Raw genomic sequence first — 24,022 nt, 5'->3', positions numbered from 1 at the left:
CATGCTCGAAGCTGAAGCGTTTCACCTGGCACGAACTCCGCTCAGATATGTGAGGTGCAGTACCCATGGACCGTCTGCTCGATTCACTTTTCCCGACCGCCGAGAACATCCCCGACACCTGGCGCCTGGAAGCCCCCCTGGAACAACGCGACTATTTGGTGAACGGCCAGCTCAGGCGCTGGGACGGCCCGCTGGCCACGGTGCGCAGCCCGGTCTGGCTGAAGGAAGCCGACGGCGAGCGCCAGGTCATTCTCGGCAGTGCCCCGCTGCTTGACGCCGACACCGCCCTCACCGCGCTCGACGCTGCCGTGCAGGCCTACGACAAGGGCCGTGGCGCCTGGCCGACGATGCGCGTTGCCGAACGCATACAGCACGTCGAACGCTTCCTGGCGCGCATGCGCGAACAGCGCCAGGCCGTGGTCAAGTTGCTGATGTGGGAGATCGGCAAGAACCTCAAGGATTCGGAAAAAGAGTTCGACCGCACCTGCGATTACATCGTCGACACCATCAATGCGCTCAAGGACCTCGACCGCCGCTCCAGCCGCTTCGAGCTCGAACAGGGCACCCTCGGCCAGATCCGCCGTGCGCCACTGGGCGTGGCATTGTGCATGGGGCCCTACAACTACCCCCTGAACGAAACGTTCACCACGTTGATCCCGGCGCTGATCATGGGCAACACCGTGGTGTTCAAGCCGGCCAAGTTTGGCGTATTGCTGATCCGCCCGTTGCTCGAAGCCTTCCGCGACAGCTTCCCACCGGGGGTGATCAACGTCATTTATGGCCGCGGCCGCGAAACCGTGAGCGCGCTGATGGCCAGCGGCCTGGTCGATGTGTTCGCCTTCATCGGCACCCACAAGGCCGCCAGCGACCTGAAAAAACTGCACCCGCGCCCACACCGCCTGCGCGCGGCCCTGGGCCTGGACGCCAAGAACCCCGGCATCGTGTTGCCCCAAGTCGACCTGGACAATGCGGTCGAAGAGGCCGTGACGGGTGCTCTGTCATTCAACGGCCAGCGCTGTACGGCGCTGAAGATACTGTTCGTCCATGAAGACGTGGTCGACGCCTTCCTGGAAAAATTCCAGCGCAAACTCGCCGCGCTCAAACCTGGCATGCCATGGGAACCCGGTGTGGCGCTAACGCCATTGCCGGAACCGGGCAAGGTCGACTACCTCGATGGCCTGGTGGCCGATGCCACAGCCAAGGGGGCACGGGTCATCAACGAAGGCGGTGGGCAAAGCCGCGGTTCGTTCTTCTACCCCGCCCTGCTTTACCCGGTGAGCCATGACATGCGCGTGTACCACGAGGAGCAGTTCGGCCCAGTGGTGCCGGTGGTGCCCTATCGCGACCTGGAAACCGTCATTGACTACGTGCTCGACTCCGACTACGGCCAGCAACTGAGCCTGTTCGGCAACGACCCGGCGACCATCGGCAGCCTGGTGGACACCTTTGCCAACCAGGTCGGCCGCATCAATATCAACGCACAGTGCCAGCGCGGGCCAGACACCTACCCGTTCAACGGCCGCAAGAACAGTGCCGAAGGTACTTTGTCGGTGCATGACGCCCTGCGCGTGTTCTCGATCCGTACGTTGGTGGCGACCAAGTTCCAGGAGGCCAACAAGACGCTGATCAGCGAGATCATCCGCAATCGCCAATCGAGTTTCCTGACCACCGATTACATCTTCTGACGGCCGCCGTTATAGAGAATCGGTCTAGCGCCACTGTCGATTTTCCATCCGTGCAAACGACTCTAAGCAAAAGGGCGCCAACCGGCGCCCGTTTCAAAGGAGAGCGAACATGGCAGCCAAACCCATCCCCGAAGGCCAGCACAGCATCACCCCCTACTTGGGCATCAACGACGCCGCCAAGGCCATCGAGTTCTACAAGAAAGCCTTTGGCGCGGTCGAGATGTTCCGCCTCGACGCCCCGGGCGGTCGCGTGGGGCATGCTGAATTGAAAATCGGCGATTCGTCGCTGATGCTCGGCGACCCCTGCGACATGGAAGGTGGCCTGACCGCCAGCCAGAAACTCGCGGGCGCGGCCGTAGGCCTGCACCTGTATGTCGAAGACTGCGACAAGGTCTATGCCCAGGCCCTGGCATGCGGCGCCACCCAGCTGCGCGAAGTGACGGACCAGTTCTATGGCGACCGCAGCGGCACCCTCAAGGACCCGTTCGGCAATATCTGGTTCGTCTCGACCCACAAGGAGGACCTCAGCCCTGACGAGATTCGCGCACGCGCCGCGCAGATGTTCAGTGGTAACTGAGCGGCGCGTTTTGTACCCGCTCTGATTGGGCGCGCCTCGGCCTTGTGATGCGCCTGCGGGAAACATCCGGCGGAGGGCCTTTTGCCCTCACCGGATACAGGCGAACAGGCCACGATGAAGTGTCCCGACGGATCAACGCTGTTCATTGGGTCTTTCTCGCGGTATGCATGCATTCCTCCCCCCGTTGCCAAAAGGGCTAAGCCCGTCGGGGCTTGTAAACCGCATAATCCGAGGGCTGTAGTTTCGGTAGCCGTTGCCCAGTGGATAACGTTCCGTCACCCGGTCCGAGCGTTCACCGTTGTAAGCCTGTAAAAGATGTACAGATGGCCAAAGCCCCCCGTAAGCAAGCATTGCTGTTTTTTTCATTTGGCCATACGCCCATCATAGTGTTCGTTTATCGTCCAATCGGAACTTCGCAAACGTCTCCGATTAGTTTCTTTGATTAGGCCGCATGCTGAAGCGTCACCCGCTCATCTTCAACTCGTAGAATTGACAGTACCCAAAATCTGACTTTAACCAAGCGGCACTGAACAGCTTTTGCTCTGTTGCGAGACGCACCGGCCCGAGGGAGGTCTACCGCGACGCCAGCCAGACTAGCAAACATGACTTAACTGGTTGAAAGCGGCTCTACTTTGCTTGAAGCTTGAGGCTCGTAGCTTGGAGCTGCCCCTTAATGCGAATCATCGATAAGACCGCCGCGCAGGTCCGCAGCCTGACCCCCGCTGAAGAAGAGCTGCTGGTCGGTTTCAGCACAGGCACGCTTGCTGGCCCTCGCCTGCTGCAGGCCAACCAGTTGCTGATGAAGGTGCGTAACGCCAACCAATGGCTGGCCTGCGACTGCCGCAAGGACGCGCTGCCGGTGCTGAACGTGACCCTCAACGGCAACACCGGCACGCTGTTCCTGAAAAACAACCCAGGCACTGCCGAGCATGCACCTGGCTGCCCGTTCACCAAGGACGAGCGTGAAGCCGCAGAACGCGAAGACGACCCCGCCCCACCTGCGGCCTGGCTGCCACCTGATACGCCATTGCGACTTATCTCTGACTTTCGCCCGGCCCAGGACAGCAGTGGCAGTGAGGGCACTGACAGGCGCGAACAACAACGGCTGTTGTCGCTGCTGCTGACCTGGATCGAGATCAGCGGCTTGAACCTCTACGCCACCCACCTGAAAAAAGACCTCACCGGGCAGTTTGCCGAGCTGCGCAGCGTCGCCAGCCGCTACCCGTTGCTGGAGCGGGTACCGGCCAGCAACTACCTGGAAACCCGGCTGGACATGAAGCACATGATGATGCTCAAGGCCCGCCTGCGCGAGGCGACGGTGTTCGGCAATCATCGTCGGCATGGCCTGATGCTGGACTGCGTCGACCAGATCAAAGGGCGCAAGCTGTTCAATAGCCGCAGCGAAGACGGGTTCGACTTCCAGGGCCACCACCTGTATTGGGGAGGCAGCCGTGCAGCCGGGCCGCTCTTGGCGTTGGCGCTGTATTCGCCTGCTAGTGCTGGCAGCCACTTTTACGAGCTGATCCATGTCGCCAGCGTGCCCGTGCTGTCACGCGCCCACCTGTTCCCGGTGTACCGCGACGAAGAGCGTGAGCCACTCAAGGCGTTGGTGTCGCTGATCGACTGGATGGCCAGCAAAGGCGTGAAGGTCCAGATGCGTCGACCGGTGATCGGCGGGCAGGTGATGGATGAGCTGGTGCTGACCTCGGATCAGGACCGGGTGCTTTCGGTGTCGCTACTGGAGCAGCCAATTGGCCCGGAGCCGGATGCCGAGAACTTCAAGCGCTATGCCGACTTCAAGAGCCTGGAAACCTTCCGCAAGTATGTGGCGGGCTTCTTTATGCGTGAGCGCTAAGCACCCCAGCGCTACGCGCAACCTGTAGGAGCAGCCTTGCGCTGCGAAGAGGCCAGTGAACATAACCAAGATCAAGGTTGCTGTCGCCGGCCTCTTCGCAGCACAAGGCTGCTCCTACAGATCAACCCAGAAATAGCTTGTACGCTGGGTTTTCGGTCTCATCCCAATAACGGTAGCCCATCTCATCCAGCGTCTGCGGCAACGTCGCCAGCTCATCCCCTGGCACTTCCAGCGCAGCAAATACGCGCGCCTCCGCTGCACCATGGTTACGGTAATGGAACAGGCTGATGTTCCAGCGTTTGCCTAACCGCTCCAGAAAGCCCAGCAGTGCCCCTGGCCGCTCCGGGAACTCGAAGCGCAGTACACGCTCATCCGCCCCCGGCGCCGCATGCCCACCCACAGTGTGGCGCACATGCAGCTTGGCCAGTTCGTTGTCGGTCAGGTCGAGCACGCTGTAACCCTGCTCGGCGAGGTTGGTCAGCAGGTTTTCCCGAGGGTCGTGCAGCGGGTGCGTCTGCACCCCGACAAACAAACGCGCTTCTTTGCCCGGGTAATAGCGGTAGTTGAACTCGGTGACCTGGCGTTTACCCAGTGCCTGGCAAAATGCGCGGAAACTGCCTGGCTGCTCAGGGATCGTCACGGCGATGATCGCCTCGCGCTGTTCACCCAGCTCGGCCCGCTCCGCCACATGGCGCAGGCGGTCGAAATTGACGTTGGCCCCGGAGTCGATCGCCACCAGGGTTTGGCCCTGCACGCCTTCGCGGGCCACGTATTTCTTGATGCCGGCCACAGCCAGGGCACCGGAAGGTTCAGTGATCGAGCGGGTGTCGTCGTAGATGTCCTTGATGGCTGCGCACAGTTCGTCGCTGTTAACGGTGATCACTTCATCGACGAAGTGCCGGCACAGCTCGAAGCAGTGCGCCCCCACCTGCGCCACCGCCACGCCATCGGCAAAGGTGCCGACTTGCGGCAGGATCACCCGCTCGCCCGCGGCCAAGGCCGCCTGCAGGCAGTTGGAGTCCTCCGGCTCGACGCCGATCACCTTGACCTCGGGCCGCAGGTATTTCACGTAGGCCGCAATGCCCGCCACCAACCCACCACCGCCCACCGGGACGAAGATCGCATCCAGTGCACCTGGGCGCTGGCGCAGGATCTCCATGGCCACGGTGCCTTGACCGGCGATCACGTCTGGGTCATCGAACGGCGGTACGAAGGTGGCACCTTCGCTGTCGGCCAATTGCAGGGCGTGGGCCAGTGCATGGGGGAAGCTCTCACCGTGCAGCACCACATGGCCACCACGCGAGCGCACGCCCTCCACTTTCAACGAGGGCGTGGTGGTTGGCATGACGATGGTGGCTTTCAGCCCCAGGTGCGAAGCCGCCAGCGCCACGCCTTGGGCATGGTTGCCGGCGGACGCGGTGATAACCCCACGTTCGCGCTGGGCGGGCGTCAGCCGTGACAGGCGGGTGTAGGCACCGCGGATCTTGAACGAGAAGGTGGGTTGCAGGTCTTCACGCTTGAGCAACACCTGGTTGCCCAGGCTAGCGGACAGTGCTGGCGCTGCCTGCAGCGGCGTTTCGATGGCCAGGTCGTACACCGGTGCGGCGAGAATACGCCGTACCTGTTCCGACAGCAGTTGCTGTGGCGTGACAGGGGTACGCAGGTTGGCGCTGAAGCTGGTCATCGATGACTCCTTGGCTATTTTCACGTTGCCCAGGAGTCAGAGAGTAAAAACCCGCCTCCAGGGCGGGTTAGGTGCACGTACGCGCTAGCCCGCCAAACTGATAATGGCGGTAATAATAATGGCGTTCACATGCGGGAAGGTATTCATGGGGTAGGAACTTATCCCGCCGCAGGGCAGCAAGTCAACACTTTGCCTGCTGCGCCGAAAGCGGCACATCGAACACCTTGTCGAACCCCCACTGGAAAACGAATGCATACACGAAGAAGAACACGAACAGCGCCAGGTTGGTCAAGAAGGCCGCCCACAGGCTGACATCGAGCCACCACGCCACCAGCGGCAGCAGAATCACTACCAGCCCGCCTTCAAAGCCCAAGGCATGCAAGACCCGGCGCATGAAGGTGCGTTCGCGTTGCGGCTGACGCGCTTCCCAACGCTCGAACCCCCAGTTGAATGCCATGTTCCAGCTCATCGCGATTCCTGACATGAGGAAGGACAACACCGCCGACTGAGCCATCCCGGCGCCAAACGCCAGCTCCAGCGCGGGTGCCACGCAGGCAACGGCGATGGCTTCGTAAAGAATGGCCTGGACGATCTTGCGGGCCTTGCCTTGCATGTTCAACTCCCTGAAATACCATCTGCCAAACGACACGATTTGGCCCACAAGAGTACCAGTGCGGTGCGCGCGGGCAAACCGGCACTGCGGCGCATGGGCGTGAGGCTGGTGGCAAGGTTCGGTTCGTGCTGTGGACGAGTCGTTTCGCCGAAAGCAGCAGCTAGCAGGCTAGGCCCTTTCGCGGGCAAGCCCGCTCCCACAGGCTCGCCGCATCACTTCAAAAGTGTGTGCTCCTTTTGGGAGCGGGCCGGCACAGCCAACCTACCCACCCGCCGGCAAACGAATCCTGAACTGCGCGCCGCCCAGCGCCGATTGCGCCACCGTCAGTGTGCCCCCCTGCCCTTCGATGGCCCGTCGACTGATTGCCAACCCCAAGCCAAACCCGCCGGTATTGCGATCACGGCTACGGTCCAACCGGTAGAACGGCTGGAAAATCCGCTCACGCTCCTCGACCGGGATACCAATCCCGTCATCCTCGACCGTCAGCAGGCAGGCACCGTCATCCTCGAGCCGCAACCTCAGCAACAGGCTTTCGTCGCAATAACGCATCGCGTTGCGCACCAGGTTCTGCACGGCCCGCGCGGTCAACCGGGGGTCGAGCACAAAGCGTGGCAGTTCACGCTCGGCCCGCACTTCCCATTGGATGCCACGGCTGTCGAGCTCTTCGGCAAAACTGCCCAGCACGCTGTCTACCAGCTCCAGCAGCGATACCTCGACCCGCTCGCGCGCCTGGTCGGCGTTGTACAAACGGCTGTAGGACAACAGCTCCAGCACCAGTTCATCCAGTTCACGCACATGGCCGACCAGCTCCAACAACCGCTTGCGGCTGGCAGCCGGCACTTCGTCGAACAGCAGCACCAGGCCGAAGTCCAGGCGGGTCAGTGGGGTGCGCAGCTCGTGGGACACGGCATTGAGCAGCTCGCGCTGCTGGTTGACATGGCGTTCCAGGTCGCTGGCCATGGTGTCGAACACCCCGGCCAGCTCACCGATGTTCGAGTGCGGCGAGATGTGCGTACGTTCTGCCATCTGCCCCTGACCCAGGCGTCGGGCGGTTTCCTTGAGCCGCTCCAGGTCACGCCAGTGCGGCCACACCCACAGCAGCAGGCAGCCGAGCATGGCTGCACCGATCAACACCGTCACGCCCCAGGACAGCACGTTGATGTCCAGTGGATCAGGGGGCGCATGCAGGCGCACCAGCCAGTCCTTGTCGAGCGGTGCCAGCACCGTCTCGTAATAACCCCAGTCTGCGATGCGCACGGCGTACAAGCCATGTTCCAGCCGGGCCTGTTCATCCGCGCTGAGGTCGGCCTGGTCCATGCGCAGCAGCTTGACCTCAAGCGGTGCGAAGGCATTGGCCAGGTCTCGCTCCACCGCTGGCCACTGCTCTTGCGGGGCCTGGTGGAACTGGCGGACGATCAGCGACTGCACCCCTTTGGTCTGGTCCAGGTTGTACGCCATGAAGCGTTCATGGAACAGGCCGACGATGGAGTCAGGGATGAACAGCAGCGCACCAGCGTAGGCGACGATGATCAGCAGGTACAGGCGCACCAGGATCTTCAGCATGCTCGGTCAGCACTCCCACTCGACACGGCTGAACAGGTAGCCTTTGCCCCACACGGTCTTGATCTTGCGCGCCTCGCCAGCACTGTCGTCGAACTTGCGGCGCAGCTTGGAGATGGCGACGTCCACCGAACGGTCGGTGCCGTTGAACTCGATGCCGCGCAGTTGCTGCAGGATGCGGTCGCGGTTCAGCACTTCGCCCGCGTTGCGCGCCAGCACCACCAGCAAGTTGTACTCGCCGCTGGACAGCTCCACCTCTTCGCCGCGCCAGCTGACGGTGCGCTCGGCCAGGTCGATGCGCAGGCCGCCGATCTGGATCAAATCGCTGTCCAGGCGCGGTTCATTGACGCTGCTGCGGCGCAACAACGTGCGCACACGGGCCAGCAGCACACGGGGCTCGCAGGGCTTGGTCACGTAATCGTCCGCGCCCATTTCCAGGCCCAGCACTTGATCGTGGCTGTCGTCACGGGCGGTCAGCATAAGGATCGGCAGGCTCTGCGATTCCTGGCGCAGCAAGCGGCACAGTTGCAAGCCATCGATGCCGGGCAGCATCAGGTCGAGGATCACCAGGTCAGGCTTTTGCCGGCGAAACGCGTCCAGCACGTGGTCGCCGCGGGCGATCACCTGGACATGGAAATCATTGCGTTGCAGGTAGCTGGCGATCAGTTCGGACAAGGCACTGTCGTCTTCGACCAATAAAAGGTTTGGCATAAGCGCTTTGACACAAGAGGAAGTCCAGGCAGGATATAGAATCCTACGCCGAGGCAGGACGCTTCTTCACACTTTTTCACACTCGCCCTACAGGTATTAACAGCCACCAGGGGAACGCCTGCCGTAGCATACACCGCGTCATCATCGGAAGATCCGTATGCCTACTAGCCTCCCCCCTCGCCTGCGCCCCTTGGCGCTTCTGGCGTTTCTGAGCATATCCCTGGCCGGCTGTGGCGACAGCGCCGAGCAGGACGAAAAAGAGCCCACCCCGCAGGTGCGCGTCGAAACCCTGCAACTGCAGCCGCTGGCCATCAGCAGCGAACTCAGCGGCCGTATCCTGGCACCGCGGACTGCGGAAGTACGCGCACGTGTAGCTGGCGTGGTGCTCAAGCGGGTCTACCGCGAGGGCAGCGACGTCAAGCAAGGCGACGTGCTGTTCCTCATCGACCCGGCGCCGTTCAAGGCCGACCACGACAGCGCCCGCGCCACCCTGGCCAAGGCCCAGGCCAACCTGTATCAAGCGCGCCTGCAAGAGCAACGCTACCGCGAGCTGGTCGACGACAAAGCCGTGAGCCGCCAGGAATACGACAATGCCCGGGCCAGCTTCCTACAAGCTGATGCCGAGGTCGCCGAGGCCAAGGCTGCCCTGGAGCGCGCCCGCCTGAACCTGGGTTATGCCACGGTGACCGCGCCCATTTCCGGGCGCATCGGCCGCGCGCTGGTAACCGAAGGTGCACTGGTCGGGCAGAACGAGACCACGCCCCTGGCCACCATCCAGCAACTGGACCCAATCCATGCCGACGTCACCCAGTCGACCCGCGAGCTCAACGCCCTGCGCCGTGCTCTGCGAGCCGGCGAGCTGCAACAGGTCGGCGACGGCCAGGCTCGCGCCACGCTGATTCAGGACGACGGCAGCGCCTACCCGCTGCCCGGCAAGCTGCTGTTCTCTGACATCAGCGTCGACCCGAGCACCAACCAGATCACCCTGCGCAGCGAGTTCCCCAACCCGGACCTCGACCTGCTGCCGGGTAGCTACGTGCGCGTGCGCCTGGAACAAGCGGTACAGCCCAAGGGCCTCAGCGTGCCGCAGCGCGCCATCCTGCGCGACAGCGCCGGTGTGCCGAAAGTACTGGTGGTCGACCCGCAGGCCCGCGTCAGCGATCGCCAGGTCGTGCTGGGCAGCGCCCAGGGCGACCGCTGGGTGGTCAGCGAAGGCCTGGCGCCCGGTGAACAAGTGGTTATCGAAGGCCTGCAACACGTCAAGGCCGGCGACCAGGTGCAGGTCGAAGCGAGCCAGGGCACAGCGCCCGGCGCGCCGCCGATCGCACAGCACAACCGCCAGTGAGGGGCTGATTGATGCCGCACTTTTTCATTGACCGCCCAGTGTTCGCCTGGGTAGTCGCGTTGTTCATCCTGCTTGCCGGCGCCTTGGCCATCCCGCAACTGCCGGTGGCCCAGTACCCCAACGTGGCCCCGCCGCAAGTGGAAATCTACGCCGTGTACCCAGGCGCCTCGGCGGCGACCATGGACGAGAGCGTGGTCAGCCTGATCGAGCAGGAACTCAACGGCGCCGACAACCTGCTGTACTTCGAGTCGCAAAGCAGCCTGGGCAGCGCCACCATCACCGCCACCTTCGAACCTGGCACGCACCCGGACCTGGCCCAGGTCGATGTGCAGAACCGCCTCAAGGTGGTCGAGTCGCGCCTGCCTCGCCCCGTGACCCAGCAGGGCCTGCAGGTAGAGAAGGTGTCCACCGGCTTCCTGCTGCTGGCCACCCTGACTTCGGAGGACGGCAAGCTCGACGAAACTGCCCTGTCGGACATTCTTGCGCGCAACGTGATGAACGAGATCCGCCGCCTGAAGGGCGTCGGCAAGGCTCAGCTGTATGGTTCTGAGCGTGCCATGCGGATCTGGATCGACCCGAGCAAGCTGATCGGTTTCAACCTCACGCCTAACGATGTGGCTGATGCCATCGCCGCGCAAAACGCCCAGGTCGCGCCAGGCAGTATTGGTGACCTGCCCGCCCGCGGCACCCAGGAAATCACCGCCAACGTGCTGGTCAAGGGCCAGCTGAGCACGCCAGAGGAGTTCGCGGCCATTGTCCTGCGCGCCAACGCGGACGGCTCCACGGTGACCGTCGGCGATGTCGCCCGGGTCGAGATCGGCGCCCAGGAGTACCAGTACGGCACGCGCCTTAATGGCAAACCCGCGACCGCATTCAGCGTACAGCTGGCCCCCGGCGCCAACGCCATGGAAACCGCCGACCTGGTGCGGGCCAAGATGCAGGAGTTGTCGCGCTACTTCCCGGAAGGCGTCAAATACGACATCCCGTATGACACCTCGCCCTTCGTCAAAGTGTCGATCCAGCAGGTGATCAACACGCTGTTCGAAGCCATGCTGCTGGTGTTCGCGGTGATGTTCCTGTTCCTGCAGAACCTGCGCTACACGCTGATCCCGACCCTGGTAGTGCCGGTGGCGCTGATGGGCACCTTCGCCGTGATGCTGGCCATGGGCTTCTCGGTCAACGTGCTGACCCTGTTCGGTATGGTCCTGGCCATCGGCATTCTGGTCGACGACGCCATCGTGGTGGTAGAAAACGTCGAGCGGATCATGGCCGAAGAAGGCCTGCCGCCCAAGGAAGCCACGCGCAAGGCCATGGGCCAGATCAGCGGGGCGATAGTCGGCATTACCCTGGTGCTGGTGGCCGTGTTCCTGCCGATGGCCTTCATGAAAGGGTCGGTGGGCGTGATCTACCAGCAGTTCTCGGTGTCGATGGCGGTGTCGATCCTGTTCTCGGCGTTTCTCGCCCTGAGCCTGACCCCAGCACTGTGCGCGACTTTGCTCAAACCGTTGGGCAAAGGCGAGCACCACGAGCGCAAGGGCTTCTTCGGCTGGTTCAACCGAGGCTTCGACAGCATGAGCAACGGCTATCAGCGCTGGGTGGTGCAAGCGCTCAAGCGCAGCGGTCGCTACCTGCTGGTGTACGGCGTGCTGCTGGCCGTGCTGGGCTATGGCTTCAGCCAACTGCCCACGGCGTTCTTGCCCACCGAAGACCAGGGCTACACCATCACCGACATCCAACTGCCGCCAGGCGCCAGCCGCATGCGTACCGAGCAAGTAGCGGCGCAGATCGAAGCGCACAACGCGGAGGAACCCGGTGTCGGCAACACCACGCTGATCCTCGGCTTCAGCTTCTCTGGTAGTGGGCAAAACGCGGCACTGGCGTTCACCACGCTCAAGGATTGGTCCGAGCGCGGTGCCGATGACAGCGCCCAGTCGATCGCCGACCGCGCCACTATGGCCTTCACTCAGCTCAAGGACGCCGTGGCCTACGCCGTGCTGCCACCGCCCATCGATGGCCTGGGCGAGTCGACCGGTTTTGAGTTCCGTCTGCAGGACCGTGGCGGCATGGGCCACACCGCGCTGATGGCCGCCCGCGATGCGCTGCTGGCAGGTGCTGGCAAAAGCAAAGTGCTGACCAACGTGCGCGAAGCGTCGCTGGCCGAAAGCCCGCAGGTGCAACTGGAAATCGACCGTCGCCAGGCCAATGCCCTGGGAGTGTCGTTCGCCGACATCGGCGCGGTGCTGGATACCGCCGTCGGCTCCAGCTACGTCAACGACTTCCCCAACCAAGGCCGTATGCAACGTGTGGTGGTGCAGGCCGAAGGCGACCAGCGTAGCCAGGTCGAAGACCTGCTGAAAATCCATGTGCGCAACAGCAGTGGCAAGATGGTGCCGCTGGCGGCCTTCGTCCAGGCGAAGTGGGTCAGCGGCCCAGTGCAACTGACCCGCTACAACGGTTACCCGGCGGTGTCGATCTCCGGTGAACCGGCGGCGGGCTACAGCTCGGGTGAAGCCATGGCCGAAGTCGAGCGCCTGGTCGCGCAACTGCCGGCCGGCGCTGGCCTGGAATGGACCGGCCTGTCGCTGCAGGAGCGGCTGTCCGGCAGCCAGGCGCCGATCCTGATGGCGCTGTCACTGCTGGTGGTGTTCCTGTGCCTGGCTGCGTTGTACGAGAGCTGGTCGATCCCCACTGCCGTACTGCTGGTGGTGCCGCTCGGGGTACTCGGTGCGGTCCTGGCAGTCACCCTGCGGGGCATGCCCAATGACGTGTTCTTCAAGGTCGGCCTGATCACCCTGATCGGCCTGTCGGCCAAGAACGCGATCCTCATCATCGAGTTTGCCAAGAGCTTGGTGGACCAGGGTGTCGATGCCGTCGATGCCGCGGTGCAGGCCGCCCGTCTGCGTCTGCGGCCGATTGTGATGACCTCGCTGGCGTTCATCCTCGGCGTGGTGCCCCTGGCCATCGCCACCGGCGCCAGCTCGGCCAGCCAGCAGGCGATTGGCACGGGTGTGATCGGCGGCATGCTCAGCGCCACCCTGGCGGTGGTGTTCGTGCCGGTGTTCTTCGTCGTGGTGATGCGCCTGGCCGGGCGCGGTCGCGGCGCTAAAGCCGAGGCGACCCCAGCGCTTGACGCACGCTGACTGGACAAGCACCGCATGACATGGGAGGGTTCCTGGCATTGACTGCCCGGAACCCTTTTTCATGCCTGATGCCCTGCCCCCCTGCTCCATTCTCATCCTCGCCGGTGGCCGCGGCCAACGCATGGGCGGCCGCGACAAGGGGTTACTGGCCTGGCAAGGCGAGCCATTGGTGGCGCATGTGCAACGCGTGGTACGCCCGCTGAGCGATGACCTGATCATTTCCTGCAACCGCAACCAGGACGCCTATCGAGCCTATGCTGACCAGTTGGTGGGCGATGCAGCCCCCGATTTCCCTGGGCCGTTGGCCGGGGTGATCGCAGGCCTGGCGGCGGCGCGGCACGCATGGGTGGTGGTGCTGGCCTGCGATGCACCGCTGATTGATCGGCCGTTGATCGAGGACCTGCTGCGGCTGGCGGTGGCCGGCGACAGTGCGGCGATGGTGCGCCAAGCAGGCTACTGGCAGCCAATGTTCAGTGTGCTGCCGCGCAAGGTGTTGCCGGTGCTGGAGCAGGCGTGGGCGGCCAATGAGCGAAGCTTGCAGAAGGCCCTGCTGAAAGGGGCTGTGCAAGCGCTGGCGTGTGCCGAGGATGATCCCCGTTTGAGCAACTTCAATAGCCCGGAAACACTGCAAAACTGACGCACGCCGCGCGGCAAGCTTGAGCCCAGAAGGTGTTAATGCCCCAGCCCCTCACGTAAAGTCTGCCCATGGACAAATACGCCCCACGCCAGTGGCTCCCCCACGAAAAACCCAGCCTGCCCGGATCGCCGTCGACGCCTTTGCACTCGCCCGCCAAACGCCTGGCCTTTGGCCTGGTGGGCCTGTTGGTGGCGATCACCGGTGGGTTGGGCAACGCGCTGGTAACAGCCAACCTGGTGTTCCTGCAGGGTGCGCTGGGGGCGACCACCGCCGAAATGGCCTGGCTGCCGGCCGCCTATGTGATGACCAACGTGTCCATCAACCTGCTGCTGGTCAAGTTTCGCCAGCAGTTCGGCCTGCGTGCCTTCACCGAAGTGTTCCTGGTGCTTTATGCGCTGGTCACCTTTGGCCACCTGTTCGTCAATGACCTCAACTCGGCAATTGCCGTGCGCGCCGCCCATGGCATGGTTGGCGCCGCGCTGAGTTCGCTGGGCCTGTACTATATGATCCAGGCGTTCCCCGCGCAGTGGCGGCTCAAGGCCATGGTGCTGGGCCTGGGCGCCTCGCAATTGGCCTTGCCGCTGGCGCGGCTGTTCTCTGAAGACTTGCTGCAGATCGCCGAATGGCGCGGGCTATACCTGTTCGAACTCGGCTTGGCGTTGGCCGCACTGGGCTGCGTGCTGATGCTCAAGTTGCCACCGGGCGACCGCTTCAAGACCTTCGAGCCGCTGGATTTTCTCACCTTCACCCTGATGGCCAGCGGCACCGCTCTGCTCTGCGCCGCCCTGTCGCTGGGGCGCATCGACTGGTGGTTGGACGCCCCCTGGATCGGTGTGGCCCTGGCCGCGTCGATTGGCCTGATATTCAGCGGGCTGGCCATCGAGCACAATCGCCAGAACCCGCTGCTGATGACCCGCTGGCTGGGCAGCGGCACGATCATCCGCCTGGCCCTGTGCGTGATTTTGATCCGCATGGTCACCTCGGAGCAGTCCACCGGCGCGGTCGGTTTTCTGCAAGTGTTGAACATGGGCAGCGAGCAGATGCGCACGCTGTACGCGATCATGTTGTTGGGTGCGGTGGCGGGCCTGGCGACCAGCGCCTTGACCATCGACCCCAAGCACCTGGTGATCCCGTTGCTGGTGTCGCTACTGGCGATGGCCACCGGGGCATTCATGGACAGCAGCTCAAGCAACCTCACCCGCCCGGCACAGATGTACCTGAGCCAGTTCCTGCTGGCCTTCGGCAGCACGTTCTTCCTGGGCCCGTCGATGGCCCTAGGCATCAGCCATGTGCGCGCCAACCCGCGCAACCTGGTGAGCTTTTCGGTGCTGTTCGGCATCTGCAACAACCTCGGCGGCCTGATTGGCGCGGCGCTGCTCGGCACCTTCCAGACCTGGCGCGAGAAATTCCATTCCAGCCACCTGATGGACCGCCTCAGCTACCTCGAACCCCTGGTCAACGCCCGGGTGCAAAGCGGCGGTGGCGGCTATGCCGGCCTCCTTGCCGACCCCGCGCTGCGCAGCGAGGCCGGCATGCGCGTGCTGGCCAGTGCGGCCACCCGCGAGGCCAACGTGATGGCCTACAACGATGTGTTCATGCTGATCGGCAGCATCGCTATCCTGACCATGATCTGGATCTGCATCCGCAGCACCTGGCTCTGGTACACGGCCCGCAAGGCCACCTCCCCTGACTCTAGCCGCGGCGCGCCTACCTGATGACCGACGAAACCCGCACGACCACCACCACTGCCCTTGCTGAAACCCCAGAAGGCACGCCGCCGCCCAGTGAACCGACCAGCCCGGTACGCTCGCGCCGGATGCGCATCCTGTCGTCGATCAGTTTTGCCTGTGTGGCCCTGGCCGGCATCCTGCTGGTGCTCTACGCCTGGCGCCTGCCCCCGTTCGGCAGCGCCATCGAGAGCACCGAAAACGCACTGGTGCGCGGCCAGGTGACGATCATCGGCCCGCAACTGAGTGGCTACATCGTCGATGTGCCGGTGCATGACTTCCAGTTCGTCAAGGCAGGCGACCTGCTGGTGCAACTGGACGACCGCATCTATAAGCAACGCCTGGCCCAGGCAATCGCCCAGTTGCAACAGCAGCAGGCGGCACTGGCCAATAACCTGCAGCAACGCAACAGCGCCGAGGCCACCATTGCCCAGCGCCAGGCGGCCATCGGCGATGCAACGGCCCAGGCGGCCAAGGCCAAGGCCGACCTCAGCCGTAACCAGGCGCTGGTCAGCGACGGTTCGGTGTCGCGCCGCGAGCTGGACCTGGCCCGTGCCAGCCAGGCGGCTGCTGTCGCCAGCCTGGCCCAGGCCAAGGCTGCCCTGGAAATCGCCCGGCAGGACCGGGAAACCGTGGTGGTCAACCGGGCCGCGTTGCAGGCCTCGGTGGAAAATGCCAAGGCCGCCGTCGAGCTCGCCCGTATCGACCTCGACAACACCCGCGTGACCGCCCCGCGCGATGGCCAACTGGGGCAGATCGGCACGCGCCTGGGGGCCTACGTGAATTCCGGTGCGCAACTGATGGCGCTGGTGCCTGATACTCTGTGGGTGATCGCCAACATGAAGGAAACCCAGATGGCCGCGGTGCGCATCGGCCAGCCGGTGAGTTTCACCGTGGATGCGCTGAACCACCAGAAGCTGTACGGCCATGTGCAGCAGATTTCGCCGGCCACCGGCTCCGAATTCGCCCTGCTGCAGGCCGACAACGCCACCGGCAACTTCGTCAAGATTGCCCAGCGGATCCCAGTGCGCATCACCGTGGATGCCGCCCAGCCAGAGGCGAAGCGGTTGCGGCCAGGGATGTCGGTGGTGGTCAGTATCGATACCCGGGATGCGCAGTAGATTCCGTGTAGGAGCAGCCTTGTGCTGCGAAGAGGCCGGTGAAAAACACAGTAGTTATTCGCTGCTTTTACTGGCCTCTTCGCAGCGCAAGGCTGCTCCTACACAAAGCCCGTATGACATGGCAGCGCGCTACAGCAGCCGGGCGAATGACAACACCGTTGAACATCACCAGGTGCTCAGCATCGACACCCGGGGCACGCAGTAGATTTCGGTGTAGGAGCAGCCTTGTGCTGCGAAGAGGCCGGTGAAAACACAGTAGTTATTCGCTGCTTTTACTTGCCTCTTCGCAGCGCAAGGCTGCTCCTACACAAAGCCCGTATGACAAGGCAGCACGCCACAGCAGCCGGGCGAATGACAACACCGTTGAACATCACCAGGTGCTCAGCATCGACACCCGGGGCACGCAGTAGATTTCGGTGTAGGAGCAGCCTTGTGCTGCGAAGAGGCCGGTGAAAACACAGTAGTTATTCGCTGCTTTTACTGGCCTCTTCGCAGCGCAAGGCTGCTCCTACACAAAGGGCGTATGACAAGGCAGCACGCTACATCCACCCCGCCAGCACAATCGGCAACCAGGCGAATGACAGCACCGTGGAACACATCACCAGGTTCGCCACCTGCTCCGGCGAGCGGTTGGCGCGCACGGCCATGAGGTAATTGAACACCGCCACCGGCATCGCCGATTGCACCATCAGTACCGCACGCTCCAGGGTATCCATGCCCAAGGCCACGCCAACCGCCCACCCCACCGCCGCGCCCAGGCCGATACGCAAACCACCCAGCAGCATGCCGCTGCCCACATGGCGCAGGCGAATGCTGGCCAGCGAAACGCCCAGGGTCAGTAGCATCAGCGGGATGGTCATGCCGCCGAGCAGGTTCACCGTGTTGGCCAACCAACGCGGCAATTCGAAATCCAGAAAGATGATCGGCATCGCGCCCGCCAGGCTGATCACAATGGGGTTGCGGACCAGCGCCTTGAGCGAAGCTGCCGTGCCGGAGATGGCCATGCCGACCGTGAACTGTACGATCGACAGGGTCAGGAAAAACGCCACCGCCAGGGCCAGGCCGTGCTCGCCGAAGGCATACAGGCTGATCGGCAGGCCCATGTTGCCGGTGTTGGGGAACATGAACGCCGGCAGCAGCACACGCCAGTGTTGCCCCGAGGCACGGCTGACCAAAAGGCCTGCCAGGGCCATGCCCAACGTGCACAACAGGCAGGCCAGCGCCATGCTGGTGAATGCAGTTGGGTCCAGTTCCGTGCGGCTCAAGGTCGACAGCACCAGCGACGGTGTGCCGACCGTCATCACCAGCCTGGCGATAAACTCAGTGGGGTAGTCCAAGCCTTTGCGGGCCCAGGCAAAACCAATGCCGGCAACGATGAACACAGGTGCCAGAACGGCGAACAACGATGCCAGCATGAGCCATACCTTCCTGGTGTGCGAAAGGCGTCAGTATGCCGCAGTCCTACGCTGCTTCAACCCGGAAACATAAATGGGTTGATACTGCTACGGGCAAAGCCTTGCCCTTCAAGCTCGGCATCCAGCTGCAAGGAGGCCAAGTCATCGGCGACAGGCTCCAGTGCCGGGTCGTGCTCGTAATAGAAGGCCTTCAGGTAGCTTTCGCAGTCACCGCAGCTTTCCGCCTTGACCGCACTGTCCTGACGCTCCAGCGACCAATAGTCCAGCTTACCGGTGTGCTCGCAGTTGCTGCACTTGACCCGCACCATGTGCCAGCGACTCTCGCACAGCCCGCAGTGCAGGTAGCGCAGCCCAGCACGCTTGCCAGTGAGGATGACGCTGGCCACCGGCGCGCTGGCGCACACTGGGCAGAACTGGCGATGCTCGCCCACCGCCGCATGCGCATGCGCTGGCAAGGCCGCAGCCAGTTGCACGAAGTACAGCCCCAGGGCGGCCCACAAAAACACCGCCTCGCCGCTGTTCACCTTGCCATATTGGCCCTGCAGCAAGTCTTGGGCGCAGGCTTCGCGCTGATCGGCGCTCAGCGCGGCGAGCCTGTCCAGGGCCGCGCATACCGGGTCGCTGGCTTCAGTGCGCAGGTCCTCGAGCAGATGCTCGAGCATTTGCTGCCAGTAACCTGAGTGCAACTGCGTCGATAATGGGGCCTCTGCGCCCAGCCGCTCAGTCAGAGCCTCAAGCACGTTGGCCGACACGGGAAAATGATCGAGCAAACGCTGCTGGGCCTGCGCGATGGTGGCGGCGAACTCCAGATAGTCGGCTTGCTCATGCCCCTGTGCCAAGTGACGCAAACGCGCCGCGCGCTTGGCGAAGTGCTGGTCCAGTTGCGGCAGCAACAAGGCGCTGATGGTGCCCACGCCCCCGGTGGGCTGCTCGACCGCCGTCAGTTTGATGCTGCTCATTTCTTCTCGCTCTTGCTGTTGATTTGCTGATACCAGCGATCGTGGTGCGACTTGGCCCAACTGCGTGAGACATAGCCGGTGATCATGCCGCGAATCGAACCTTTCACCCAGAACGCCAGGTACGCATGGCCAATGATCAGCAGGATCAGCGAGATGCCTGCCAGTGCGTGGGCAAACAGGGCAATTCGGATCAGCGGGATGCTGAAGTAGTCGGCAAACCAGGGCCGCCAGATGATCACGCCACTGAGCATCAGCAAGGTGATCAGGCCCATGATCCCCCAGAACAGGACCTTCTGGCCGGCGTTGTATTTGCCGATGCGCAGCGGCTGGCTGTGGTCGCCTGCCAACACGCGCTTGACGTTGCGAAACCAGATGCCGTCTTCACGCTCGGGCAAGTTGTACTTGACGAAGCGCACGAACAGGAACATCAGCACCACGAACACCACCACCCCGAAAAACGGGTGAAGGATGCGCGCCAGCTGCGGTGTGCCAAACACGCCATTCAGCCAGTTCAACGACGGGAAAAACCACGACAGCCCCGACATCGCCACCAGGAAGAAACAGATGACCATGAACCAGTGGCTGGCCCGGTCGATGAAGCGCGTGCGCAGAATCAATCGGTCCTTGTTCATACCAGGGTCTCCTTGTCGTCTTCCTCGACTTCGTTGGGGCCAACGCCGATGTAGTGGAACACCGTGCCCGCCAGGGTGGCGAAGAATGCCGCGGCGGCCACCGGTTTGAGCCAGCCTTTCCAGCCCTCGATCGCACTGCTGATGCGCGGGTCTGGGTTGAGCTTGTGGTACAGCTGCGGCTTGTCGGCGTGTTGCAGCACGTAGAACACATGGGTGCCACCGACGGCCTGCGGGTCGTAAATGCCGGCACCGGCGAAGCCGCGGCCTTGCAGTTCACTCACGCGTTCTTCGGCCTGCACCAGCATGTCAGCCTTGCTGCCGAAGTTGATCGCGCCGGTCGGGCAGGTTTTCACGCAGGCCGGTTCCTGGCCAACGCTGACCCGATCAACGCACAGCGTGCACTTGTAAGCCTTGTTGTCCTTCTTGCTGATGCGCGGTACATCGAACGGGCAACCGGCCACGCAGTAGCCGCAGCCGATGCAATGCTCGGACTGAAAATCGACGATACCGTTGGCGTACTGGATGATCGCCCCCGGTTGCGGGCACGCCTTGAGGCAGCCCGGGTCGGCGCAATGCATGCAGCCATCCTTGCGGATCAGCCATTCCAGCTTGCCGCTTTCGTCCTGGTGCTCGTCAAACCGCATCAGCGTCCAGGTGTCTGGCGTGAGGTCGGCCGGGTTGTCGTACACACCGACGTTGTGGCCTACCTCGTCACGCAGGTCGTTCCATTCGTTGCAGGCCACTTGGCAGGCCTTGCAGCCGATGCAGATGCTGACGTCGATCAGCTTGGCCACCTCGGCCTGGTGATCGCGGGCTCGCGGCGCTGGGGTGAAGGCGTTGGTCGCCGAACGGCGAATGATGTCTTGGGATTGCAGGGACATGTGCGTCGCTCCGTCAGGCCTTTTCCACGTTCACCAGGAACGCCTTGTATTCCGGGGTGTTGGTGTTGGAATCACCCACCCCCGGGGTCAGCGTGTTGGCCAGGAAGCCTTTGCGGGTGGCACCCTCGAAGCCCCAGTGGCACGGGATGCCGATGGTGTCGACCATCTGGCCGGCGACCTCTAGCCGCTGGACCCGCTTGGTCACCACCGCCTTGGCCTTGATGTAGCCGCGCTTGGTGCTGACCCGCACCAGGTCGCCCTGGACGATGCCTTTTTCCTTGGCCAGCACTTCGCCGATCTCGATGAACTGCTCGGGCTGGATGATCGCGTTGAGCCGCGAATGCTTGGTCCAGTGGCGGAACAACTCGGTGATCGAGTAGGTGGTGGCCACGTAAGGGAACTCCTCACGGCTGCCCATCCGCGCACGGTCGCTTTCGTACAGGCGTGCGGTCGGGCTCTTGCTGACATTGGGGTGCAGCGGGTTGGACGCCAGTGGGCTTTCGATCGGTTCGTAATGCTCAGGGAACGGCCCATCGTTCATGGCGCCAACCGAGAACAACCGGCCTACGCCTTCGGGCAGCATGATGAACGGGTTGACGTTGCTGCCTGGCGCGGCGGTTACCGGATAGTCCGGGACATCGCTGCCGCTCCAGCGGCTGCCATCCCAGGCAATGATCTGGCGCTTGGGGTCCCAGGCGTTGCCCTGCGGATCGGCCGAGGCACGGTTGTAAAGAATGCGCCGATTCTGCGGCCAGGCCCACGCCCAACCTGGGGTGCAGCCCAGGCCGCTGTCAGCGTTGTCGCGGCGGGCCATCTGGTTGCCGGCCTCGGTCCAGGAGCCGGCGAACACCCAGTTGAAGCACGCGGTGCTGCCGTCATCGCGCAATTGGGCGAAGTTGTCCAGCAACTGGCCTTTACGCAGCACCAGGTCGCCCTTGTCATCATGCAGGTCCGCCAGGGCGTAGCCGTTGGACTCTTTGGCGACTTCTTCTGGCTCTGGATCGTAGGGGTTCTTGTAGTCCCATGCCATGTTCAACACAGGCTCGGGGCATACGCCGCCCTCGTCGCGGTACAGCTCGCGCAGCTTCATGAACAGGTGGCCGAGGATCTTGCCATCGTGCCAGGCCTCACCGGGCGGGGCCGCCCCGGCCCAGTGCCATTGCAGCCAGCGGCTGGAGTTGACGATCGAGCCGTTCTCCTCGGCAAAGCAGCTGGAAGGCAGGCGGAAGACCTCGGTCTGGATCGCCGCGGGGTCGACGTCGTTGGACTCTCCGTGGTTCTGCCAGAAGCTCGACGTCTCGGTCGCCAGCGGGTCGATGATCACCAGGAACTTGAGCTTGGCCAAGGCCTCGGCGGCCTTGTTCTTGTCCGGGAAGGCCGCGATCGGGTTGAAGCCCTGGGCAATGTAGCCGTTGACCTTGCCTTCATACATGCGGTTGGAATAGTTGAGTACGTCGTAGCTGTCGTCCCACTTGGGCAACCAGTCGAAGCCCCAGTTGTTCTCAGGGGTGGCCTTGTCGCCCCACAGGCTCTTCATCAGGCTGATGAAGAATTTGGGCGTGTGCTGGTAGTAGTTGACCTGCCCGGGCAGCTGGGCGCTGGGCGTGGTTTCTTTCAGGTAGGTCTCGACCGTGGTCTGGTTGTCGGACGGCAGGTTCATGTAACCCGGCAGGCGTTGCGACAACAGCCCCAGGTCGGTGTAGCCCTGGATGTTGGAGTGCCCGCGCAGGGCGTTGACGCCGCCACCGGCCATGCCGATGTTGCCCAGCAACAGTTGGATCATGCCCGAGCCGCGGATCATCTGGGCGCCCGTGGTGTGGTGGGTCCAGCCCAGGGCATAGAGGAAGGTGGCGGTCTTGTCCGGTGCGCTGGTACTGGCAAGGATCTCGCAAATCTGCAGGAAGTCGTCCTTTGGCGTACCGCACAGCTCGCTGACCCGCTCCGGCGTGTAGCGGCTCACATGCTGCTTTAGCAGGTTGTACACGCAGCGCGGGTGGCTGAGCGTCACGTCACGTTTGGCAAAGCCCTGCTCGTCGAGTTCATAGGCCCACGAGCTGCGATCGTAGCGCCGGGTGTTGGCGTCGTAGCCGCTGAACAGGCCGTCGTCGAAACTGTAGTCGCTGCGCACGATCAGGCTGGCATTAGTGTAGGCGCGCACGTACTCGTGCTGGATACGGTCATGGCTGATCAGGTAGTTGACCACCCCCATCAGGAAGGTGATGTCGGAGCCTGCGCGAATGGGCGAATACAGGTCGGCCACTGCAGCGCTGCGGTTGAAGCGCGGGTCGACGACGATCACCTTGGCGCCGTTGCGGATCTTCGCCTCGATCACCCATTTGAAGCCTACCGGGTGCGCTTCGGCGGGGTTGCCGCCCATGATCAGTACGACGTTGGCATTCTTGATGTCCACCCAGTTGTTGGTCATGGCGCCACGGCCAAAGGTGGGCGCCAGCGCCGACACGGTCGGGGCGTGGCAGACCCGCGCCTGGCTGTCGGTGCCGAGGATGCCCAGGGCGCGGGTAAAGCGCTGGTCGAGGGAGCCGGTTTCGCTGCTGGCCGCCGAAGAACACAGCATGCCGGTGGACAGCCAACGGTTGACGGTAACGCCCTTGGCGTTTTTCTCGATGAAGTTGGCATCGCGGTCAGCCTTCATCAAGCGGGCGATGCGCTCGATGGCATGGTCCCAGGTAATCCGCTGCCACGTGTCCGAGCCTGGCGCGCGGTACTCCGGGTACAGCAGGCGCTGTTCGCTGTGGATGTAGTCCACCAGCCCTGCCCCTTTCGGGCACAGCGAACCTCGGCTGACCGGGTGGTCCGGGTCGCCTTCGATGTGGAAGATGCGTGCCTTGGCGTTTTTCGCGCCGTCGCCCAGGCTGTACATGAGGATGCCGCAGCCTACCGAGCAGTAGGTGCAGTTGTTGCGGGTCTCTTTGGCGCGCAACAGCTTGTATTGGCGTGACTGGCTGGCATTGGCCACTGCCGGGGCAAAGCCCAGCGACACCGTGGTCGCTGCCGCCGCACCGGCCGTGCACAGTTTGAAAAATTGTCGTCTGCCAAGTGCCATGGGATCTCCTCATCTCGGCCCGGTTAAATACCGGGCACACAGGCGTTACTTATCAACGGGTGTTATCGGCTGGTCGTTCTAATTCGGTGATGGGCACAAGTCAGGGGCAATAGAAATCTACAGCGCGTTATTAACACGCAACTTCTTTTGCAACTACTAAATGGACAGCGGCATCACACGTTTATCGAGGCGCCCCTTGCGGGCCGCGCCCGCCATTGTAGTGGCAGGATGCCGCAGGGACCAATTGAGCGGCTTGATTGCTTGATAAGTTCTGTCGATCAACAGGCTGATACGGTAATTAATTACACACCTGTATTGATCCAGATCAACAAATACTCACTGCCCGCCGCCAAAACAATGAATCAATACGACTAAAGTTATTTTTCTATACAAATTATTATTAAGCGGGCGAATTA

At 63.0% G+C, this 24,022-nt stretch carries 18 protein-coding genes; 8 read left to right on the top strand and 10 right to left on the bottom strand.

Annotated elements, in window-relative coordinates; translation table 11 throughout:
- Nucleotides 1–65 precede the first annotated feature (65 nt).
- Both AB7M33_RS22545 and AB7M33_RS22540 read left to right on the top strand, forming a co-directional pair.
- Entirely contained in the window at nucleotides 66–1,685 is a 1,620-nt protein-coding gene (locus tag AB7M33_RS22545; RefSeq protein ID WP_454243654.1) for an NADP-dependent glyceraldehyde-3-phosphate dehydrogenase, read from the top strand.
- 109 nt (nucleotides 1,686–1,794) lie between these two features.
- A complete protein-coding gene (locus tag AB7M33_RS22540) occupies nucleotides 1,795–2,262 on the top strand; it encodes a VOC family protein (protein ID WP_099429457.1) in 468 nt (155 codons plus the stop codon).
- Nucleotides 2,263–2,394: 132 nt separating this feature from the next.
- Here the strand turns inward: AB7M33_RS22540 and AB7M33_RS22535 are convergent, their stop codons facing one another.
- Complete coding sequence (locus AB7M33_RS22535) at nucleotides 2,395–2,613, bottom strand: RHS repeat-associated core domain-containing protein (protein ID WP_454244249.1); 219 nt, start codon at nucleotides 2,611–2,613, stop codon at nucleotides 2,395–2,397.
- 322 nt (nucleotides 2,614–2,935) lie between these two features.
- On the opposite strand from AB7M33_RS22535, the gene AB7M33_RS22530 reads away from it, so the two are divergent.
- Complete coding sequence (locus AB7M33_RS22530) at nucleotides 2,936–4,117, top strand: hypothetical protein (protein ID WP_454243653.1); 1,182 nt, start codon at nucleotides 2,936–2,938, stop codon at nucleotides 4,115–4,117.
- Between the two features lie 121 nt (nucleotides 4,118–4,238).
- On the opposite strand, the gene ilvA is transcribed toward AB7M33_RS22530, so the two are convergent.
- From ilvA to AB7M33_RS22510, 4 genes are all read right to left on the bottom strand, one after another.
- Nucleotides 4,239–5,801: a threonine ammonia-lyase, biosynthetic gene (gene ilvA, locus AB7M33_RS22525; RefSeq protein ID WP_454243652.1), complete on the bottom strand. Its 1,563-nt coding sequence runs from the start codon at nucleotides 5,799–5,801 to the stop codon at nucleotides 4,239–4,241.
- Nucleotides 5,802–5,982: 181 nt separating this feature from the next.
- Nucleotides 5,983–6,414: a PACE efflux transporter gene (locus tag AB7M33_RS22520; protein WP_265969060.1), complete on the bottom strand. Its 432-nt coding sequence runs from the start codon at nucleotides 6,412–6,414 to the stop codon at nucleotides 5,983–5,985.
- A gap of 261 nt (nucleotides 6,415–6,675) precedes the next feature.
- The gene (locus tag AB7M33_RS22515; RefSeq protein WP_238211772.1) at nucleotides 6,676–7,977 is read right to left on the bottom strand and encodes an ATP-binding protein; all 1,302 of its coding nucleotides are present in this window, start codon (nucleotides 7,975–7,977) and stop codon (nucleotides 6,676–6,678) included.
- 6 nt (nucleotides 7,978–7,983) lie between these two features.
- The gene (locus tag AB7M33_RS22510; RefSeq protein WP_027596751.1) at nucleotides 7,984–8,685 is read right to left on the bottom strand and encodes a response regulator transcription factor; all 702 of its coding nucleotides are present in this window, start codon (nucleotides 8,683–8,685) and stop codon (nucleotides 7,984–7,986) included.
- 157 nt (nucleotides 8,686–8,842) lie between these two features.
- On the opposite strand from AB7M33_RS22510, the gene AB7M33_RS22505 reads away from it, so the two are divergent.
- From AB7M33_RS22505 to AB7M33_RS22485, 5 genes are all read left to right on the top strand, one after another.
- Nucleotides 8,843–10,030, top strand: coding sequence for an efflux RND transporter periplasmic adaptor subunit (locus tag AB7M33_RS22505; RefSeq protein ID WP_454243651.1), 1,188 nt, complete (start codon nucleotides 8,843–8,845; stop codon nucleotides 10,028–10,030).
- An 11-nt stretch (nucleotides 10,031–10,041) separates the two neighbouring features.
- Complete coding sequence (locus AB7M33_RS22500; RefSeq protein ID WP_454243650.1) at nucleotides 10,042–13,170, top strand: multidrug efflux RND transporter permease subunit; 3,129 nt, start codon at nucleotides 10,042–10,044, stop codon at nucleotides 13,168–13,170.
- A gap of 61 nt (nucleotides 13,171–13,231) precedes the next feature.
- On the top strand, nucleotides 13,232–13,807 hold the full coding sequence (gene mobA, locus AB7M33_RS22495; RefSeq protein WP_454243649.1) for a molybdenum cofactor guanylyltransferase MobA: 576 nt from the start codon (nucleotides 13,232–13,234) through the stop codon (nucleotides 13,805–13,807).
- Nucleotides 13,808–13,875: 68 nt separating this feature from the next.
- A complete protein-coding gene (locus AB7M33_RS22490) occupies nucleotides 13,876–15,522 on the top strand; it encodes an MFS transporter (protein ID WP_454243648.1) in 1,647 nt (548 codons plus the stop codon).
- Complete coding sequence (locus AB7M33_RS22485; RefSeq protein WP_454243647.1) at nucleotides 15,522–16,655, top strand: HlyD family secretion protein; 1,134 nt, start codon at nucleotides 15,522–15,524, stop codon at nucleotides 16,653–16,655. The genes AB7M33_RS22490 and AB7M33_RS22485 overlap by 1 nt, the downstream gene beginning before the upstream one ends.
- Before the next feature lie 539 nt (nucleotides 16,656–17,194).
- On the opposite strand, the gene AB7M33_RS22480 is transcribed toward AB7M33_RS22485, so the two are convergent.
- Genes AB7M33_RS22480 through fdnG form a run of 5 tightly spaced genes read right to left on the bottom strand, consistent with a single transcriptional unit; the run spans nucleotide 17,195 to nucleotide 23,606 of the window.
- Nucleotides 17,195–18,070, bottom strand: a complete 876-nt coding sequence (locus tag AB7M33_RS22480; protein ID WP_252824295.1) for an AEC family transporter — start codon at nucleotides 18,068–18,070, stop codon at nucleotides 17,195–17,197.
- Nucleotides 18,071–18,126: 56 nt separating this feature from the next.
- Complete coding sequence (fdhE, locus tag AB7M33_RS22475) at nucleotides 18,127–19,029, bottom strand: formate dehydrogenase accessory protein FdhE (protein ID WP_454243646.1); 903 nt, start codon at nucleotides 19,027–19,029, stop codon at nucleotides 18,127–18,129.
- Entirely contained in the window at nucleotides 19,026–19,661 is a 636-nt protein-coding gene (locus AB7M33_RS22470) for a formate dehydrogenase subunit gamma (protein WP_265969613.1), read from the bottom strand. Before AB7M33_RS22470 ends, fdhE begins: the two co-directional genes overlap by 4 nt.
- Nucleotides 19,658–20,542 (bottom strand): formate dehydrogenase subunit beta, encoded by an 885-nt coding sequence (gene fdxH, locus AB7M33_RS22465; protein ID WP_027596742.1) that lies wholly within the window; start codon nucleotides 20,540–20,542, stop codon nucleotides 19,658–19,660. The genes AB7M33_RS22470 and fdxH overlap by 4 nt, the downstream gene beginning before the upstream one ends.
- Before the next feature lie 13 nt (nucleotides 20,543–20,555).
- A complete protein-coding gene (gene fdnG / locus AB7M33_RS22460; RefSeq protein ID WP_454243645.1) occupies nucleotides 20,556–23,606 on the bottom strand; it encodes a formate dehydrogenase-N subunit alpha in 3,051 nt (1,016 codons plus the stop codon).
- Between the last annotated feature and the right edge of the window lie 416 nt (nucleotides 23,607–24,022).

The organism is Pseudomonas sp. Y3 TE3536, from assembly GCF_053629175.1.
Note: the sequence above shows the minus strand (reverse complement) of the source record. Positions and strands in the feature narration are given on the sequence as shown.